This is a genomic window from Pseudomonas sp. HD6515 (genome assembly GCF_024971855.1).
GTDB lineage: Bacteria > Pseudomonadota > Gammaproteobacteria > Pseudomonadales > Pseudomonadaceae > Aquipseudomonas > Aquipseudomonas alloputida.
On sequence record NZ_CP079828.1, the window covers coordinates 346,121 to 362,295 of the forward strand.

The 16,175-nt window shown below is 59.7% G+C and carries 14 protein-coding genes and 4 pseudogenes; 8 read left to right on the plus strand and 10 right to left on the minus strand.

The features are described from left to right. Nucleotides 1–7: 7 nt before the first annotated feature. Nucleotides 8–967: a site-specific integrase gene (locus KW568_RS30775; protein WP_004577575.1), complete on the minus strand. Its 960-nt coding sequence runs from the start codon at nt 965–967 to the stop codon at nt 8–10. Between the two features lie 181 nt (nt 968–1,148). On the opposite strand from KW568_RS30775, the gene KW568_RS30780 reads away from it, so the two are divergent. Further along, nucleotides 1,149–2,042, plus strand: coding sequence for a DNA-binding protein (locus KW568_RS30780; RefSeq protein WP_024718175.1), 894 nt, complete (start codon nt 1,149–1,151; stop codon nt 2,040–2,042). Here KW568_RS30780 and KW568_RS30785 read toward each other — a convergent pair. The 4 genes from KW568_RS30785 to KW568_RS30800 form a co-directional block, all read right to left on the minus strand. Continuing rightward, a complete protein-coding gene (locus tag KW568_RS30785; RefSeq protein WP_011005944.1) occupies nt 2,019–4,985 on the minus strand; it encodes a Tn3 family transposase in 2,967 nt (988 codons plus the stop codon). The genes KW568_RS30780 and KW568_RS30785 overlap by 24 nt on opposite strands. A 3-nt stretch (nt 4,986–4,988) precedes the next feature. Beyond that, the gene (locus KW568_RS30790; RefSeq protein ID WP_014003957.1) at nt 4,989–5,549 is read right to left on the minus strand and encodes a recombinase family protein; all 561 of its coding nucleotides are present in this window, start codon (nt 5,547–5,549) and stop codon (nt 4,989–4,991) included. A gap of 2 nt (nt 5,550–5,551) precedes the next feature. Then, on the minus strand, nt 5,552–6,160 hold the full coding sequence (locus KW568_RS30795; protein ID WP_014003956.1) for a hypothetical protein: 609 nt from the start codon (nt 6,158–6,160) through the stop codon (nt 5,552–5,554). A gap of 513 nt (nt 6,161–6,673) precedes the next feature. Next, nucleotides 6,674–7,516, minus strand: coding sequence for an AraC family transcriptional regulator (locus tag KW568_RS30800; protein ID WP_049275859.1), 843 nt, complete (start codon nt 7,514–7,516; stop codon nt 6,674–6,676). Between the two features lie 117 nt (nt 7,517–7,633). Between KW568_RS30800 and KW568_RS30805 the strand changes: the two genes are divergently transcribed. The 3 genes and pseudogenes from KW568_RS30805 (at nt 7,634) to KW568_RS30815 (ending at nt 9,417) form a co-directional block, all read left to right on the plus strand. Then, a complete protein-coding gene (locus tag KW568_RS30805) occupies nt 7,634–8,167 on the plus strand; it encodes a carboxymuconolactone decarboxylase family protein (RefSeq protein ID WP_020309197.1) in 534 nt (177 codons plus the stop codon). Nucleotides 8,168–8,194: 27 nt separating this feature from the next. Continuing rightward, nucleotides 8,195–8,743: pseudogene (locus KW568_RS30810) on the plus strand (cytochrome P460 family protein). Between the two features lie 73 nt (nt 8,744–8,816). Beyond that, nucleotides 8,817–9,417 (plus strand): annotated as a pseudogene (locus tag KW568_RS30815) (uracil-DNA glycosylase family protein). Between the two features lie 183 nt (nt 9,418–9,600). Here the strand turns inward: KW568_RS30815 and KW568_RS30820 are convergent. Beyond that, on the minus strand, nt 9,601–10,485 hold the full coding sequence (locus KW568_RS30820) for a LysR family transcriptional regulator (RefSeq protein ID WP_172688356.1): 885 nt from the start codon (nt 10,483–10,485) through the stop codon (nt 9,601–9,603). A 114-nt stretch (nt 10,486–10,599) separates the two neighbouring features. Between KW568_RS30820 and argC the strand changes: the two genes are divergently transcribed. The 4 genes and pseudogenes from argC (at nt 10,600) to KW568_RS30840 (ending at nt 14,192) form a co-directional block, all read left to right on the plus strand. After that, nucleotides 10,600–11,529, plus strand: coding sequence for an N-acetyl-gamma-glutamyl-phosphate reductase (argC, locus tag KW568_RS30825; RefSeq protein ID WP_049275860.1), 930 nt, complete (start codon nt 10,600–10,602; stop codon nt 11,527–11,529). A gap of 410 nt (nt 11,530–11,939) precedes the next feature. Beyond that, nucleotides 11,940–12,098: pseudogene (locus KW568_RS30830) on the plus strand (OmpA family protein); the annotation flags it as partial. A 414-nt stretch (nt 12,099–12,512) separates the two neighbouring features. Then, entirely contained in the window at nt 12,513–13,139 is a 627-nt protein-coding gene (locus KW568_RS30835) for a DNA methyltransferase (protein WP_003465024.1), read from the plus strand. A gap of 24 nt (nt 13,140–13,163) precedes the next feature. Beyond that, complete coding sequence (locus KW568_RS30840; RefSeq protein ID WP_003465026.1) at nt 13,164–14,192, plus strand: IS30 family transposase; 1,029 nt, start codon at nt 13,164–13,166, stop codon at nt 14,190–14,192. On the opposite strand, the gene KW568_RS30845 is transcribed toward KW568_RS30840, so the two are convergent. The 4 genes and pseudogenes from KW568_RS30845 to KW568_RS30860 all read right to left on the minus strand — a co-directional run. Further along, nucleotides 14,181–14,441: a hypothetical protein gene (locus tag KW568_RS30845; RefSeq protein WP_047296649.1), complete on the minus strand. Its 261-nt coding sequence runs from the start codon at nt 14,439–14,441 to the stop codon at nt 14,181–14,183. The genes KW568_RS30840 and KW568_RS30845 overlap by 12 nt on opposite strands. Before the next feature lie 41 nt (nt 14,442–14,482). Then, entirely contained in the window at nt 14,483–14,854 is a 372-nt protein-coding gene (locus tag KW568_RS30850; protein ID WP_052959448.1) for a hypothetical protein, read from the minus strand. A 400-nt stretch (nt 14,855–15,254) separates the two neighbouring features. After that, nucleotides 15,255–15,731: a DM13 domain-containing protein gene (locus KW568_RS30855; RefSeq protein ID WP_011711661.1), complete on the minus strand. Its 477-nt coding sequence runs from the start codon at nt 15,729–15,731 to the stop codon at nt 15,255–15,257. Nucleotides 15,732–15,885: 154 nt separating this feature from the next. Further along, nucleotides 15,886–16,122 (minus strand): annotated as a pseudogene (locus tag KW568_RS30860) (IS3 family transposase); the annotation flags it as partial. Between the last annotated feature and the right edge of the window lie 53 nt (nt 16,123–16,175).

The following is a 16,175-nucleotide window of genomic DNA, read 5'->3' on the forward strand; positions in this document are numbered from 1 at the left end:
GGCGGTCTTATGGCAGTCCCTCGGGCCAGTTTGAGATGTGTTGTAGCGCACTCAGTTGCCCAGGGAACACTCCTGTGCTCTCGACATAGCGCAATGCGGATTGCCCATCGCTCCAGCCTACGTACTGCATCAGCGCTTTGATATCCCAGCCGCTGCGGGTGGCCCAGGTGGCAAACCCGCGGCGCAGCGAGTGGCTACTGTACAGCTCCGAAGGCAGCCCTGCTGCCTGCAGTACGGCGCGCATGAGTGGGACAACGCTATTTGGGTGCAAGCCCTGCTCACCTAAGTGCCCCCAGCGATCAATTCCACGGAATACCGGCCCGCGTGCGATACCCGCAAGACTGATCCAGTCGACGTAGGCTTGTACTGGGCACAGCCTGGCCAGCGCCGGCGCGTTGAAGGTCTGGCCTTGGTTGTCCCGATCACCTTTGCTCCAGGGCAGGAACAGTTGCATGCCCTCCCCGGTCCGCACCTGGATGTGCTCGACCTGTAGGCGACATAGCTCATCACTGCGAAAGGCCCGCCAGAAGCCGATCAGTATCAGAGCGCGATCGCGGCAACAGCGCAGTAGCCGTGGCAAGTCGTCTTCCGCGCGGGCCTGCTCCAAAGCTTGTTCCAGCCACAACACGCACTGTTCGAACTGGCGCAGCTGCAAAGGTTCGGCCTGCTTCTCTTGGCGTGGGTGCAAAGTACGAATGCCCTTGAGGATCTGGCGGACCAGCGGAGTCTTGGTCGGATCCGGGAAGCCTTGGCTGACATGCCACTGCGCCAACGCCGCGAGGCGCAACTTCAAGGTATTGCTGGACAGGGTGGCGGCGTGATCGACCAGATAGCGCACGACTGTATCGCTAGTCGCCGGCAGAAAGCCACCCCACGTCACCTCGAAGTGCTCAAGCGCCTGCTGATAGCTCCGCCGGGTGTTGGCACGAGTGCCGGCCTGCAGGTACCGCTCGATCTCCTGGCTCATCTGAGCGCATCCCCTTGGTGTACCGGTGAGCGACTGCCAAACGACAAAAACACCGCATCACCTTGGATAATTCATGATTATCCAATTCTAGAATACGAGCGGAAAAAAACGAAGTTCTTGATAATATGCTATGTATTTACATAGTACATACCACAGAACGAAATCGTCAGGAGTTCCACTTATGGCCCGCGGTGGCATCAACAAAGCAATCGTGCAGAAAGCCCGGAATTCTCTACTCGCCCGCGATATCCACCCCAGTATTGATGCGGTGCGCATCGAGCTGGGCAATACCGGTTCAAAGACCACCATTCACCGCTACCTGAAAGAGCTTGAAGACGCCGAGCGCGGCCGGGATGCGGCCTTGATCCCGCTCAGCGAACAGTTGGCCAATCTGGTCAGCCAACTGGCAGATCAGCTAGAGGAGGAGGCGCAGGCCGCCGTGGCCCAGGAGCGCGAACAACTGGCCCGCGAACGGCTCGATTACCAGCATCGGTTTCGACAGGCCGAAAACCGCATCCAACAACTGGAAGGCCAGACCGCGCTCGACGCGGAACGACTTCAGACCACTCATCACGAGTTGCAGCAGGCCGAGATCGAGAACGCCCGCCTACAGCAGGCTAATCGCGACCTGGAGGAGCGGCACAAGGATCGCGACGCACAGATCCACTCGCTGGAGGAAAAACACCGACATGCGCGCGACACCCTGGAGCACTACCGGCAGGCCAGCAAGGAACAGCGTGAGCAGGAACAACGCCGACACGAGTCGCAGATACAACAATTGCAACTAGAACTGCGGCAACTGCAGCAGACCTTGATAATCAAGCAGGACGAACTGACGCAACTGAACCGCGACAATGCACGCTTGCTCACCGAGGCGCGGCAGTTGCAAAAAGAGCGACATGCACAGCAACAGCTAGTGGCGCAGAAAACTCAGGCCCTGGAGGCTCTGCAGAGCACGCTGGCCGGCTCCGAACGCTCGAATGAAGCCCTTGAACAGCGTTGTCGCACATTGCAGGAGGGGGAGCCCGCAGAATTCGGAAAAAATCGTACGCTAAGGTTTTCCGGGCAACCGTAGCGGCCTGAACTTCCCGTCCTCCAGCCTGCGGCTCTGCCGCCAGACGTAATCGCCGGTCAGGTTGATGTGTTCCCAGCCCAGCGGCGACAGGTATTGCAGCAACTCACCGTTCACCGGCTTGCCGACCTCGACCAACCCCTGAGTGGCGCGCTCCAGGTACACCGTGTTCCACAACACAATGGCGGCCGTCACCAGGTTCAGGCCGCTGGCCCGGTAGCGCTGCTGCTCGAAGCTCCGATCCCTGATCTCGCCGAGGCGGTTAAAGAACACCGCCCTGGCCAGGGAGTTGCGCGCTTCACCCTTGTTCAGTCCAGCATGCACGCGGCGGCGCAGTTCGACGCTTTGCAGCCAGTCGAGGATGAACAGGGTGCGTTCGATCCGGCCCAGCTCGCGCAGGGCCACGGCAAGGCCATTCTGGCGTGGATAGCTGCCGAGCTTTCGCAGCATCAGCGAGGCAGTGACGGTGCCCTGCTTGATCGAGCTGGCGAGGCGCAGGATGTCGTCCCAATGGGCGCGGACGTGCTTGATGTTCAGGGTGCCACCAACCATTGGGCGCAATGTCGGGTAGTCCTGGACGCTATTCGGCACATACAGCTTGGTTTCGCCGAGGTCGCGGATGCGCGGTGCGAAGCGGAAGCCCAGCAGGTGCATCAGGGCGAAGACGTGATCGGTGAAACCGGCCGTGTCGGTGTAGTGCTCCTCGATCCGCAAGTCGGACTCGTGGTACAGCAGGCCGTCGAGCACATAGGTGGAGTCACGCACGCCGACATTCACCACGCGGGTGCTGAACGGTGCGTACTGGTCGGAGATATGGGTGTAGAACAGTCGCCCCGGCTCGCTGCCGTACTTCGGGTTGACGTGCCCGGTGCTTTCGCCCCGGCCGCCCGCCCGGAAGCGCTGGCCATCGGAGGATGAGGTGGTGCCGTCGCCCCAGTGGGCGGCGAAGGCATGGCGGTACTGGTGGTTGACCAGCTCGGCCAGGGCCGCCGAATAGGTTTCGTCGCGGATGTGCCAGGCTTGCAGCCAGGACAGCTTGGCGTAGGTCAGGCCGGGGCTCGACTCGGCCATCTTGGTCAGCCCGAGGTTAATCGCATCGCCCAGGATTGCTGACAGCAGCAATGTCCTGTCTTTGGCCTCGGCACCGTCCTTCAGGTGGGTGAAGTGGCGGCTGAAACCCGTCCAGTCGTCCACATCCATCAGCAGTTCGGTGATCTTGATGCGCGGCAACAGCTGACTGGTCTGGTCGATCAGCGCCTGCGCGGTATTGGGCACCGCAGAATCCAGCGGGGTGATCTTCAGCCCGGACTCGGTGAGGATGGCATCGGGCAGCTCGTTGTCCTTGGCCAGCCGGGTTACGGTGGCCAACTGCTCGTCCAGCAGCTGTAAGCGCTCTTCCAGGTACTGGTCGCTGTTCGGGTTGATCGCCAGGGGCAGGGCCTGTTCCCGCTTGAGCGCGGCGAACTTCTCTGCCGGCAGCAGGTAGTCGTCGAAGTCGCGGAACTGCCGTGAACCCTTGACCCAGATGTCACCGGAGCGCAGGGCGTTCTTCAGCTCGGACAGCGCGCAGATTTCGTAGAAGCGTCGGTCGTGGCCTTCCGGGGTGATCACCAGCGGCTTCCAGCGCGGCTTGATGAAGGCGGTAGGGGCATCCGCCGGCACCTTGCGCAGGTTGTCGGCGTTCATCTCGCGCAGGGTCTGCACGGCCGCCAGCACGCCTTGCGCGGCCGGTGCAGCGCGCAGTTCCAGCACCTCCAGCAGGGCCGGCGTGTAACGGCGCAGGGTGGCGAAGTTCTCGCCGACCAGGTGTAGGTGGTCGAAGCCCTCCGGCCGGGCCAGCAGCTCGGCCTCGCTGACGCTCTCGGTGAATTCGTCCCAGGGAATCACCGCCTCGATGGCGGCGTACGGATCGCTGCCGTTTTCCTTTGCCTCCAGCAGAGCCTGGCCGATCTTCGAGTACAGGCGCACCTTGTCATTGATCGCCTTGCCCTGCTTCTGGAACTGCTGCTGATGCTTGTGCTTCGCGCCGCTGAACAGCTTGACCAGGATGCGGTCGTGCAGATCGACCAACTCATCAATCACAGTCGCGGTGCTCTCCAGCACTACGGCGGCCAGGGTCGCGTAGCGCCGCTGCGGCTCGAACTTGCCAAGGTCTTTGGGCGTCATCTGCCCCCCTTCGCGGGCCAGCTTGAGCAGGCGGTTCTGGTGGATGTGCCGGCCCAGCCCTTCGGGCAAGTCCACCAGCTGAAATGTCTTCAGCCGCTCGATGTGCTTAAGCATGTGCCGAGAGTTGGGTTTCAGCGGTGCCTGGCGCAGCCAGGTCAACCAGGTGATGCTGCTGCCGGCCTTGAGCTTCAGCAGTTCGTCCAGCTTGGCACGGTGCGAGTCCGTGAGTGGTTCGACCAGGGCGCGGTAGACCCGCCGATTAGCCCGCGCAATGGCCTCCGAGCAGGCCCGATCAATTACGCTCAGCGCCGGCAGGATGCGCCGCTTCTGCCGCAGGCTCTCCAGAGCCTGGCTGGCCAGCAGCAAGCCCTTGTCGGTCTGCTGGGCCAACTCGGTCAGCTCGCGCACGAGGTTGCGGAAGTCGGACAGGCCAAACGGGGCCAGTTGCAGGTAGGTGCGCAGTTCATGGGCGTGCTCGCGGCGGGTCACGTCGCGTTCGCCGTACTTCGCCCAACTCGCCGGGTCGGCCTGAACCTGCTTGGCCACCCACAGGATGACCGGCTCGGGCGGCTCGCTGTCGGTGCCCAACGCATAGCCGGGGTAGCGCAGCAGGCTGAGCTGCACCGCGAAGCCTAGGCGGTTGGCGTCGCCGCGCCGCTGGCGGATCAGCGACAGGTCGGAGTCGTTGAAGGTGTAGTAGCGGATCATGTCATCCTGGCTTTCTGGCAACGCAAGCAGGGTGTCCCGCTCCGTGGCCGAGAGGATCAAGCGACGCGGCATGTATCAGTCGTCCGTGCGGAGGTACTGGTAGAGGGTTTCCCGGCTGATGTTGAACTCGCGGGCAAGCTGCGCCTTGGGCTCGCCGGCCGTCGCTCGCTGCCGCAGGGTAGCAGCCTGCTCATCGGACAGGGCTTTCTTGCGGCCTCGGTACGCGCCACGCTGCTTGGCCAAGGCGATACCCTCACGCTGCCGCTCGCGGATCAGGGCGCGCTCGAACTCGGCGAAGGCACCCATCACCGACAGCATGAGGTTGGCCATCGGCGAGTCCTCGCCGGTGAAGACTAGGCCCTCTTTCAGGAATTCGATACGCACGCCGCGCTGGGTCAGCTTCTGCACAAGGCGGCGCAGGTCATCGAGGTTGCGCGCCAGGCGATCCATGCTGTGCACTACCACGGTGTCACCTTCGCGGACGAAGCTCAGCAGCGCTTCGAGCTGGGGGCGCTGAGTGTCCTTGCCCGAGGCCTTGTCGGTGAACACCTTGCTCACCTCGGTCTCCTCCAGCTGGCGTTCCGGGTTCTGGTCGAAGCTGCTGACCCGGACGTAGCCAATGCGATGTCCCTGCACGCCTACTGCTCCGCCGAGAAATGGCGCTCGGGCCAACGCCAACGGCGGATGCGCTCCCACAACACTTTGCCGCCAATCCCAACATCGTTCTTGTCGGGATCGAGATTGAGTAACAATGCCAGTCGAGCGATCGCGCTCTGCATCGGGTACATGTTCCCGTAGCCAGCGATCTTTCGCAGGATTTCATTCTCGCTCTTCTCTAACTCTTCGGGAGTATTGAAGGTGGTGGCATAGTCAGTGATCACTGCTGAAGCGGCATCCAAGGCGCTGTAGGTTTCTCGAAGCACTTCGAGCACTTCATGAGTGAGTGCCCCCAGCTCGACTTGGGTTCCATCCGGCAAGGTGGCGATCCCCTTCTCGAAAAAGATCACCCCGTCACGTAGATAAAGTGCCTGGAGGGCATCTACCCCAACGAACGACGGCGCGTCCTGGTCTACCGCAGGCCTGCCGAGAATGTGGCAATGCAAATGCAGGCTCGCGGCTCGAAGCAAACGCCGCGCCTCGGGAGTTGGTGGATTTATCCAAGGGTCTGCCTGCTCCCGCCGCCAGACAACCGTTCCCCACCACAGCCCGGCGACTACCAACCCTAATCCAACCCATAGAAAGGTCATCAGAACAACTCCGCGTTGAAGGTGAGCAAGGGGGCTAAGTGCACTTTCTGTTCCGTTGCGCCTCAAGCCCTGCTTTTGTCAGGCTGAAATCTATGACCTTTGCGGGCATGTGTCAAAGAATGCGAAAGAAGACTCTATTCTGACGGAGCTGCGCGGTTCTTGTCGTTTTCAGAAGACGGCTGCACTGAACGTCAGAAGCCGACTGCACTATAGCAGCGGAGGGGTTGGATCCATCAGGCAACGACGGGCTGCTGCCGGCCAATAGCCGACAATGACGACACTGGAAATCCCCGCCTGTGAGCGTCGGCTCAGGGCGGGACAGCGTCATCCAGCTACCTGCGCCACTGACTCAGCCTTGTCCAGCCGGCCGCGCCGCACGAACAGACTGACCAGCCGTTGACGGATCGCCACCTGGAGTTCCGCCAGTTGTTCCGGCGTGATGCGAATTTCACCCGCTCGACGAGCGCAACACCGGCGCCGCCTACGCCAAGAACCGGCGAATCGAACTCAAACTCACGAACCGCTGAGCGCCGCGTCACCGCGCTGCTGCGCCAGCCAGTCGCGCGGGGCGCAGCCCATGCGCACGCGGAAGGCGCGCGCCAGAGCGTTCGGGCTGCCGTAGCCGACGCGGTCGGCCACCACCGCCACCGGCCGCCCCTGCTTGAGCAGGGTGCAACTGACGTTCATCCGCCAGTCGGCCAGATAGTCGCCCGGCGTGACGCCCACCGCGTCCTTGAACGCGGCGGCGAAGCGCGCGCGTGACATGCCCGCCTTCGCCGCCAGCGCCTCGAGCGACCACGCGGTCTGCGGCGCATCGTGCATGGCGGTTATGGCGCGCGCGAGTTTCGGGTCGGCCAGGCCCGCCAGCAGTCCGGTGGCGCCAAGCCGCCCATCCATCAGATAACGCAGCAACTGGATCAGTAGCAACTCGCACAAGCGGTCGATGGCGGCCTGCCGACCGCACTGGTCGCGCTCGGCTTCGGCAAACAGCAACTCTAGCGTCGGCCCGAGGCCGGGCAAGTCCGCCAACGGAATCAGCAGCATCGACGGCAAGGCCATGGCCAACGGATTGCCCGTCGAAGCGCCCAGGTCGACCTCCGCACACAACCGCTCAGCGGTATCGCCGGGGGCGGCGACAAAACGATGCGACGCCACGCGCGGATAAAACAGCAGGCTCGGCTCGGTAACCAGCAGATCTTCATGCACGGGCGAACGCACCGTAATCGGGCCGCGCCGCACCAGATGGATATAGCCATGCGGCGCCGCGTAATGATGCTGCCCACAGAAGGCGCCGCTGTGAAAAACGCGCGCCGAAAGCGAGTAGTGCCGGAGCAAGCCGGCCAGTCGATCCGCCATTCCACTCTCCATATAAGACGATAGGTTACGTATTTGATACTTTACGTGCCATATCGTACCAAACAAAGGGCGATCATGCCCACGTGCTCTTGCACCTCACCCACTACGGAGATAGACATGACCCAAATCGCCCCCCTGACCATCGACACCGCTGACGCCGCTACCGCTGCCACACTCAAGGCCGTCAAAGCCAAGCTTGGCATGGTGCCGAACCTGTTCGCCACGCTGGCCCACGCGCCGGCGGCGCTCAATGGCTACCTCGGCTTGTCCGAAACGCTGGGCACCGGCCGCCTGAATGCCTCCCAGCGCGAGATCGTTGCGCTCGCTGCCGGTCAAGCCAATCGCTGCCAGTATTGCCTGAGCGCACACACCCTGATCGGCAAAGGTGCCGGACTGTCGGCAGAGGCCATCGCCGCGGCCCGCACCGGCCAGGCGGCCAACGCACTTGACGATGCAATCGCCGGCTTTGCCCGCGCGCTGGTCGAGCAACGCGGCGTGGTGTCGGCCGACGCCATGGCCAACTACCGCCGCGCGGGGCTCGACGACGGCCTGATACTGGAAGTGATCGCCAACGTCGCGCTGAACACGCTCACCAACTACACCAACCACATCGCCGACACCACGGTGGATTTCCCCGTGGTCGCCGTCTGATCTCCATAGGCATATAAGGAGAACACGATGAAAATCGCACTCACCGGCGCTCTGCTCGCCAGCGCCCTCGTCCTGCCACTGGCCGTCACGGCCGGCGACTTTTCGCCCTATGTGGACAGCCAGGGCGGCATCAGCCGCCCCACAGACTTCCGCACAAACTTCGTCCACCTGGGCTCATATGCGGTGTTGGACGAAAAATCCGCCTCTCGCGGCTTGCACGATGTGTACACCGAAAAGGCCTCGGCCGAGCACTACCGCAAGACCGGCAAGTTCTTGGACGGCGCCACGCTGGTGAAAGAGATCCGCAAGCTCGAAACCAGCGCCATGACCACTGGCAACCCTGTGGTCTGGGGTTCCGATGCGGCCGTGTGGTTCGTGATGGTCTAGGACGCCAAAGGCCGTTTCGCCAGCAACCCCTTGTGGGGCGACGGCTGGGGCTGGGCGCTGTTCAAGGCCGACGCCCCCGCCAAGAATGTCGCCGTCAGCTACGAAGCCGACTGCATGGGCTGCCATGTGCCGGCGGCCAAGACCGACCGCGTATTCATCCAGGGCTATCCGACACTGACCCAGCACTGACTTGCTGCCGGGTTACGCTTCGCGCAGGATGGCACCTCCGTCCTGCGCGAGCCACCCTTTCCGGAAGCGCGCCATGCCGACACTCGACGCCTTTCTGACCGACGTCCGCGCCTGCACGCGCTGCGCACCGCATCTGCCACACGGCGTGCAGCCGGTCTTCCAGTTTCACCCGAGTGCGCCCATCCTCATCGCCGGCCAAGCACCGGGGGCCCGGGTCCATGCCTCAGGCGTGCCCTTCGACGACGCCAGCGGCGCGCGTCTGCGCGCCTGGCTGGGCGTGGACCGCGACACCTTCTACGACCCTACCCGCATCGCCATTCTGCCCATGGGCTTCTGTTATCCGGGCACCGGCAAAAGCGGTGACCTGCCGCTACGCCCGGAGTGCGCCCCCCGCCTGGCGCGAAGCCTTCATGCAGCGTTTCGAGCGCCTGTCGCTGGTCATCGTGCTGGGCAGCTACGCCATGGACTACCACCTCGGTACTGGCAAGACGCCGCTCACCCGGGTGGTCGAAGCCTGGCGCGAGCACTGGCCGCAAGCGTTCCCCCTGCCTCACCCTAGCCCGCGCAACAATCGCTGGCTGGTGCGCAACCCCTGGTTCCAACAAGACGTGCTGCCCGCGCTGCAAGCACGCGTCCAGGCAGTCCTCACCGCCAACCCCAAGGAAACCCCATGACCGACGACACCGCCGCCATTACCGAGCTGCTGCACAAGTACTACGACACCCTGGCCTGGGCGAACGGAGACAGGCACCGGCTTTGGAGCGATGAACGACGGCTTCAGGTGCGGTAGCTGACGCCTGGGACCTCAATCACCGTATGACCGGGTCGAAAGCGGTCCTTTCTCTGACAACATCGCCCTAGCCCGCACTCAACCCCCACAACACATCCAGCACATGTTGCGTAGGCCGCTCGACGTCCCCACCACGGTGGGCAATACCAAGTTGACGCCACAATAAGGGCTGTAATGGCCGCATGACGATCCTGGTATCGGGCAATTGCGTGGAGGCTTCATGCGGCAACAACGTCGCACCATAACCGGCCGCCACTAGGCTTTTGATCGCATCGTTGTAGTTCAGTTGAATACGCGGCGTGGGCTGCCGTCCATCACTGGCGAACCACTCCGAGGTCAAGCGCGAAAGCCGAGTAGTTTTGTCATTCAGAATTAATGGCTGGGCGGCCAGCCAACCGGGGGTCACAACATCCGGGCATTCCCAGCGAGCCGGCAAGAAGGCCATGACCGGGTCCCGCCGCCATGGCTCGATCCGCAATTCCTTCACCGGGGTCTGTGGCAGCGCGACCAGACCGATCTCCAAAGAGCCCTCGGCAAGCTTCTTCAAAGTTTCCTGCGACGTGAGCACCGCGACCTGCACATCGATAGCGGGGTGGCGTTGGCCCAACGTCTCCAAAGCTTGCGGCATCAACTGTGCGATGGCCCCTGTGGAGGCACCCAGCCGCACACGCCCGGCCAAGCCCTGCACCTGACGCTCCACGTCCTCAAGCGCCTGCTCCGCATCCGCCAACAGGCGCCGCGCGCGCTCCACCAGCGTTTCTCCAATCGCCGAAGGCTGAATGCGCCCACGTGTGCGCGACAACAGCTTTCCGCCAACCCGCGACTCCAGGTCGGCAATATGCAAACTGACCGTGGGTGGCGCGAGGTGCAGCACACGGGCCGCCTCGGCAAACGAACCCAGGTCGGCAATGGCCACCAACGTGCGCAGACGGTCCAGGCTGATTTCGCGCATGAGTCACTCCTTGTTCAGAAAAGCTGAATTTCATCGTTTAGAAATTCAACTTTTCCTATCTTAGCCCCTCACTGAAGATTGGAACTCCTGATTTCCTATGTCCGAGAGCATTCCATGGCAAGTCCTCTTATATTCATCGACGGCGACCAAGGCACCACCGGGTTGCAAATCCATCAACGTCTACGCGACCGGACCGATCTGCGGCTTATCACGCTCAGCCCCGAACATCGCAAGGATCCGCAACGTCGCGCCGAAATCATCAACGCCTGCGACATCGCGATTCTCTGCTTGCCCGACCAAGCCGCACGCGACGCTGTAGCGAGCATCGAAAACCCCGCCGTTCGGGTGATCGATGCGAGTTCGGCGCACCGCACCCATCTAGACTGGACCTATGGTTTCGCGGAGATGAACTCGCAGCAGGCCCAACGCATCGCCACGGCACGGCGGGTCAGCAATCCCGGTTGCTATCCCACGGGGGCGATAGGGCTGCTGCGCCCATTGCTGGAGGCCGGGTTGCTGCCCAGGGACTATCCGACGAACATTCATGCTGTGTCGGGCTATTCCGGAAAAGGGCGCGTTGGCGTGCAAGAGCATGAGGGAGAGGGCGCATCACAGGCGCCCGCGTTTCAGGTTTATGGTCTGGGGCTGGCACACAAACATATTCCGGAGATTCAGCAGCAAAGCGGTCTGATGGAGCGGCCGATGTTTGTGCCGGCTTATGGGGCTTTTCGGCAGGGGATCGTGCTGACCATACCGTTGCAACTTCGCTTGTTGGCGCCGGGCGTGGATGCGGTGCGGTTGCATGCGTGTCTTATGCAGCACTACGTCGATGCGGACCATGTACAGGTGATGTCGATGCAGGAGGCCAAAGGGTTGACGTGCCTTGATCCTCAGGCGCTTAACGGGACTGATAGTTTGCGATTGGTGGTGTGTGAAAATGATGAGACGGGGCAGGTTTTGTTGGCTGCGGTGTTTGACAATCTTGGGAAGGGAGCCGCTGGAGCGGCGGTGCAGAATCTGGATTTGATGGTTGCAGGAACATGACTCCGACTACCCACTGGCTCTAGAGTCTATGGCTCGAATTTTCGAGCGGTTGTTTCCTCTCTGTTTATGGCCTGGCATCGACGGCATTAAACGAGTCGAAAACAGAATCTACGCGTGTCAGCAGTTTGCAATCCAGTCAGGCTTTGAAGTTAAACGGTCGTCCACGACAGGCAGCAATCGGCCAACAGCGGCCGTTTTAGAGTAGGGAAAATAAATCCCCTTTTCTGCTGTCTACGCTTCGCAGCGCCGGTTACCCGGTCACCACGCAAGACTCGCTTCCGGTCGGTGGCTAACCTTTACCGGGCGGGGGTCATACCCGCTGGGTTTCTTACGCCATTTCGTGACGGCTTGCGCCGTCATTCCCAGGCGACCAAGCTTTGCCTGGCGCACATAAATCAGTCCCCTTTTTCTCTTTGCGCAGCAATGGCGTCGATCCTTCGCGCCTGCAAACCTTTGGTGCAGGCTCCAGCTCGCCCATTGCCCCCAACGACACCGCCGAGGGTCGCGCCCAAAATCGCCGCGTTGAAATCAAACTGGTGCCCCGTAGCGGCGCTGTAGCTCAAGGGTAATGGTGCCTTGGTGCTCTTTTCGTCGGATGCCCAGCTATCTTTTAATGGGTTACGGGCGATTTGCAGTGGGCTCCAAAACCTGGCCTCAGGAGGTGCAAGCTCCCGTGGCACCGGCTTTGGACTGGGCAGACCAATACGCCGGCCCATAAGCCCATAAGGATCCCGGCCTCGGCCGGGTTCTTTATGCCCGCTTCGCGGGCTTGAGCCCAGAAGGGAGCGGCGTGCGCCGGATTCGCATCTGCCAGCCAGTACGCAGCCCGTTTGGAACTCAGTTGATCCGTCTTTTTCAACGGTTTAACAGCCAAATCAATACGTTCACAAGTACACTCGCCACCCTAGGGATGGTGAAGCATCCACGAGCGGTACTAGAATTTTCAGCTTTTCGGTGCCGCCGCACGAATTCAAGGGGCAAGCATGGATTACGAACAACTGCCGAGGGCCGCCTTGGTCCGTATGCTGCAGGAGCATGATGCGGCGCTTGCCGATGCTGGCAAGAATGGCATCGTTATGAGTTACACCGGGCGGGCTGCTCCCTGGCAGATCATCCGCCAGGTCAAGCCGAAGCTGCATCGTATTATCAAGAAAGTATCCTTTGGAGAGGAAACCGCCCAGTCAGAGAATGAGATCTGGGACGGTGAAAACCTTTCTGCGATGGTCACGCTCTATAAATATCGTGGTCAAGTTGATCTTGTAGTAACAGACCCGCCGTACAACACCGGCGAGGACTTCCGCTATAACGACAAGTGGGACAAGGATCCAAACGATCCAGATCTCGGCGATGTAGTTCCTAAAGATGATGGGTCCAAGCACAGCAAATGGTTGCGCTTCATGACACCCAGAATCTGGATGATGCGTGAGATGCTAACCCCAGGCGGGGTTATGGCTATCTGTATTGATCATAGGGAACTATTTAGACTTGGCATGCTCATGGACGAAATCTTCGGCGAAGAGAATCGCATTGGCATAATCAATTGGCAGAAAAGCTATTCACCTCGCAGTGATAATAAGGGGGCGGCGGCGAAAACTGAGTGCAACACCTGACCTTTCCGGTACGGTGCTGTCCCTATGTCTTATTCCGAACTCAGCGTTGAAGAGCGCGCCACCATTCAAATCGGTCATGCCCAAGGTTTCAGCCTGCGCGGGATTGCCTGCTTGATCAACCGATCCCCTTCGACCATCAGCCGGGAGCTGCGCCGCAATCGAGATGCCTGTGGCGGCTACTCGGCCCGCGTGGCCCAGCAGCAGATGCAGGCCCGCCGTCAGGTGTGTCGACCGAAGCAAAAGCTGTTGCCGGGTAGCGAGCGCTTCGAATTGGTGGCGCATATGCTGCGTGAGCGTTTGTCTCCCGAGCAGATTGCCGGCAAGCTGCGCAGCATGAATATTCCCAGCCTCAGAGATGCCTACGTCTGTCGCGAGACGATCTATAACGCGATCTATGCCTTGCCAGTCGGCGAGCTGCGTAAAGAGCTGATCATCTGCCTGCGCCAAAGCAAGACGATGCGCAGGCCGCGCTCTGGCGGCGTGGATCGGCGCGGTCAGATCCCTGAGAGGGTCAGTATTCATGTACGTCCGCCGGAGATCGAAGACCGACTGATGCCAGGGCATTGGGAAGGCGACCTGATCAAGGGCAAGGCCAACGCCTCGTCTGTAGGTACGCTGGTGGAGCGCACCAGTGGCTACCTGATGCTGGTGAAGATGAACGACGCGACGGCGACCTCGGCGATGGAAGGCTTCAGTGCAGCGCTCAATGGCATGCCGCTGGCGATGCGCAAGAGCATGACCTACGACCAGGGCCGAGAAATGGCGCGGCATGCTGAAATCACCCAGCAGACCGGGGTGGCGATTTACTTCTGCGACCCGCACAGCCCTTGGCAGCGCGGCAGTAACGAAAACATCAATGGCCTGATCCGCCAGTACCTGCCCAAGGGCACGGACTTGTCGGTGCATAGCCAGGAGGAACTGGATGCCATCGCACTGCAACTGAACATGCGCCCCCGTAAGCGCTTCGACTTCAAGTGTCCGATCGAGGTTATGGACGAGGTGATGCAGGAAGCTATGGCTATGCGGCATGATGCTCCAGCTTCAATTCAATAACCGTGTTGCACTCAGCTCCTGTAACCGCCCTGTGTAATTTCTTACATTGGCTCTATAGTGTGCATAATTTTTATGGAATGAATTGAGTATTTCTATAACCTTATCCAGCTGCAGTTGTTTTTTAGTGATATGAAGTTTTTTGGTCTCTGCCGAAGTATTGGTCAGCGCGACGAGATAGCCAAACATTCCAGCGATCAACGCTCCCATACCAATTTTCACGGCATCCGAGGCAATATTTATCCACTCCACGCTCCCTCCATTGCGCTTATCACGCCAGCTATTTTTGACACTTAGTCCATGCTTGGAGTACTGGCATGTCTTCCTATATGACCATCAGGCCCTCGCGCGCAAACACACATCCGAGACAGGCCTGCATCGGAGTAACATACGAGGGTTGTTTGCGCTTCAATGCGGTTTTCTTTTAAGTAACTTTCTTTAATCGGCCTGATCCACTGTTCGCGCCCATCCACATCGGTTGTTTCCAGAAGCACCTCATCTTCTTGTAGATCAAAGTGTTTGTGCAGTAGTGCCACGCCAAATCTGTCTATGCAGTTGTGCTTTTTCAATATTTCAAATATTTCATTTAGACATGGCAGGTCCTCATCGTCTATGGGTCTAACATTGTCGATATGGTTAATTTCACCCCACAGTAAAGAAATCATTTTATTTATCTCCACTATGAACGTTTAACTAGCGAAATGTTACAGATTTAATAGGGGTCTTAGTCTGCGAATCTTCATGGGAGACGGGACTAATCAGAGCCCTCGCTCTTGGATAACATTAGACGCTCGCGCGCAAAATTCCACCCATTCCGATAAGGCGGCGTATAGAGCCTTAGCGGCATCTGAGGTTGGCGCGTACTTATCTCTGTCGCAAGCCCATCTGGTGAACCGCTTCAGGGTATGCAGGCATCGTAGTCAGTGTCTGAGGGTCGGTTGAGGTCAATTTTGACTTCAAGAATCTAGACGTGGAGGGGAGGCCTCATGCCCGGCAAGACTTTAATTTCCATTGGCATGAGGCGCATGTTATTCGTGAACAGGCAAGATCCAAGTTTAAGCTTGTTTACTGATATTTTGCGGAGCCGATGAACTTAGAGAAATGCTCGCACCATATTTGGACCGTTGTAAACTCGTTGACGTTGACGCTTGCAGGAATGGTTTTCTTGAAATTCCCGAAGTTTTTCAATTCGCCAATCAGAATTGCTTCTTTCTTTATGTCCAAAAACGATTCTTTGTCGGTGGCTTGTTTCTTTGTCAGGTAAATTTTGTAGTCTGGACCAGGTGCTACATCACCTTTAAATACAATTTCGTTATCCGTAACAAAAAGTTGTCCATTCGCCCAGTGAAGGGCGTCGCTGCCTTTCTGATCTTTCTTGAACTCTCCGCTATACTTTGCCACCTTTTGCACTTCTTCAATTTCGGCGATGGTGGCGTTTTCTTGTGCTGTCAAAATCGGAAGTATATAGATCCCTAGCCCAACTCCCGCGCCAAACAGAGCCAGGTGGGACGCGAGCAGAATTATTTTTAATTGCTTTTTCATGGGTTGCCTCATACAGTGAGTTATTTGGTGTGTCCATCACAATCCATTAGTTCGAACAGGGTGCGGTATGTGCTGATAGCGATATTGTTAGTGGGGTGCTAGCTTAGCTACCATGACGGCATTTTTCAAGGTAGTTGTCGCGTCAACCGTCTAACTATGCCGCCATTTTCTCGTTCTGTTGCTCTCGATCCTGGTTCAACAACACGGTGCCGATCGGTTCCCAGTTACGCGTCCGGCCTGACCACCGCTCCGGTTTGTTTTCCTTGGCTCGTTCGTACAACTCATGTCGCCGGGCCAAGACCTGATGGTCCAGCCCTCGATGCCGCTCAGCCGGTGTGACGAACCGGATGCGGCTATGTCGGTGCTCGTTGTTGTACCACCGCATAAAATTGGTTCTTCGCGGAGTCTGGGGGAAGAGCGAGTTGACAGTCAGGGAAGCAGGTA

Coding starts and splice junctions, on each gene's coding strand:
- KW568_RS30795 (WP_014003956.1), bottom strand. CDS start 6,160: ATGACCTTTCTATGGGTTGGATTAGGGTTGGTAGTCGCCGGGCTGTGG.
- argC (WP_049275860.1), top strand. CDS start 10,600: ATGGCAAGTCCTCTTATATTCATCGACGGCGACCAAGGCACCACCGGG.
- KW568_RS30840 (WP_003465026.1), top strand. CDS start 13,164: ATGTCTTATTCCGAACTCAGCGTTGAAGAGCGCGCCACCATTCAAATC.
- KW568_RS30775 (WP_004577575.1), bottom strand. CDS start 967: ATGAGCCAGGAGATCGAGCGGTACCTGCAGGCCGGCACTCGTGCCAAC.
- KW568_RS30785 (WP_011005944.1), bottom strand. CDS start 4,985: ATGCCGCGTCGCTTGATCCTCTCGGCCACGGAGCGGGACACCCTGCTT.
- KW568_RS30850 (WP_052959448.1), bottom strand. CDS start 14,854: ATGATTTCTTTACTGTGGGGTGAAATTAACCATATCGACAATGTTAGA.
- KW568_RS30800 (WP_049275859.1), bottom strand. CDS start 7,516: ATGGCGGATCGACTGGCCGGCTTGCTCCGGCACTACTCGCTTTCGGCG.
- KW568_RS30855 (WP_011711661.1), bottom strand. CDS start 15,731: ATGAAAAAGCAATTAAAAATAATTCTGCTCGCGTCCCACCTGGCTCTG.
- KW568_RS30820 (WP_172688356.1), bottom strand. CDS start 10,485: ATGCGCGAAATCAGCCTGGACCGTCTGCGCACGTTGGTGGCCATTGCC.
- KW568_RS30805 (WP_020309197.1), top strand. CDS start 7,634: ATGACCCAAATCGCCCCCCTGACCATCGACACCGCTGACGCCGCTACC.
- KW568_RS30835 (WP_003465024.1), top strand. CDS start 12,513: ATGGATTACGAACAACTGCCGAGGGCCGCCTTGGTCCGTATGCTGCAG.
- KW568_RS30780 (WP_024718175.1), top strand. CDS start 1,149: ATGGCCCGCGGTGGCATCAACAAAGCAATCGTGCAGAAAGCCCGGAAT.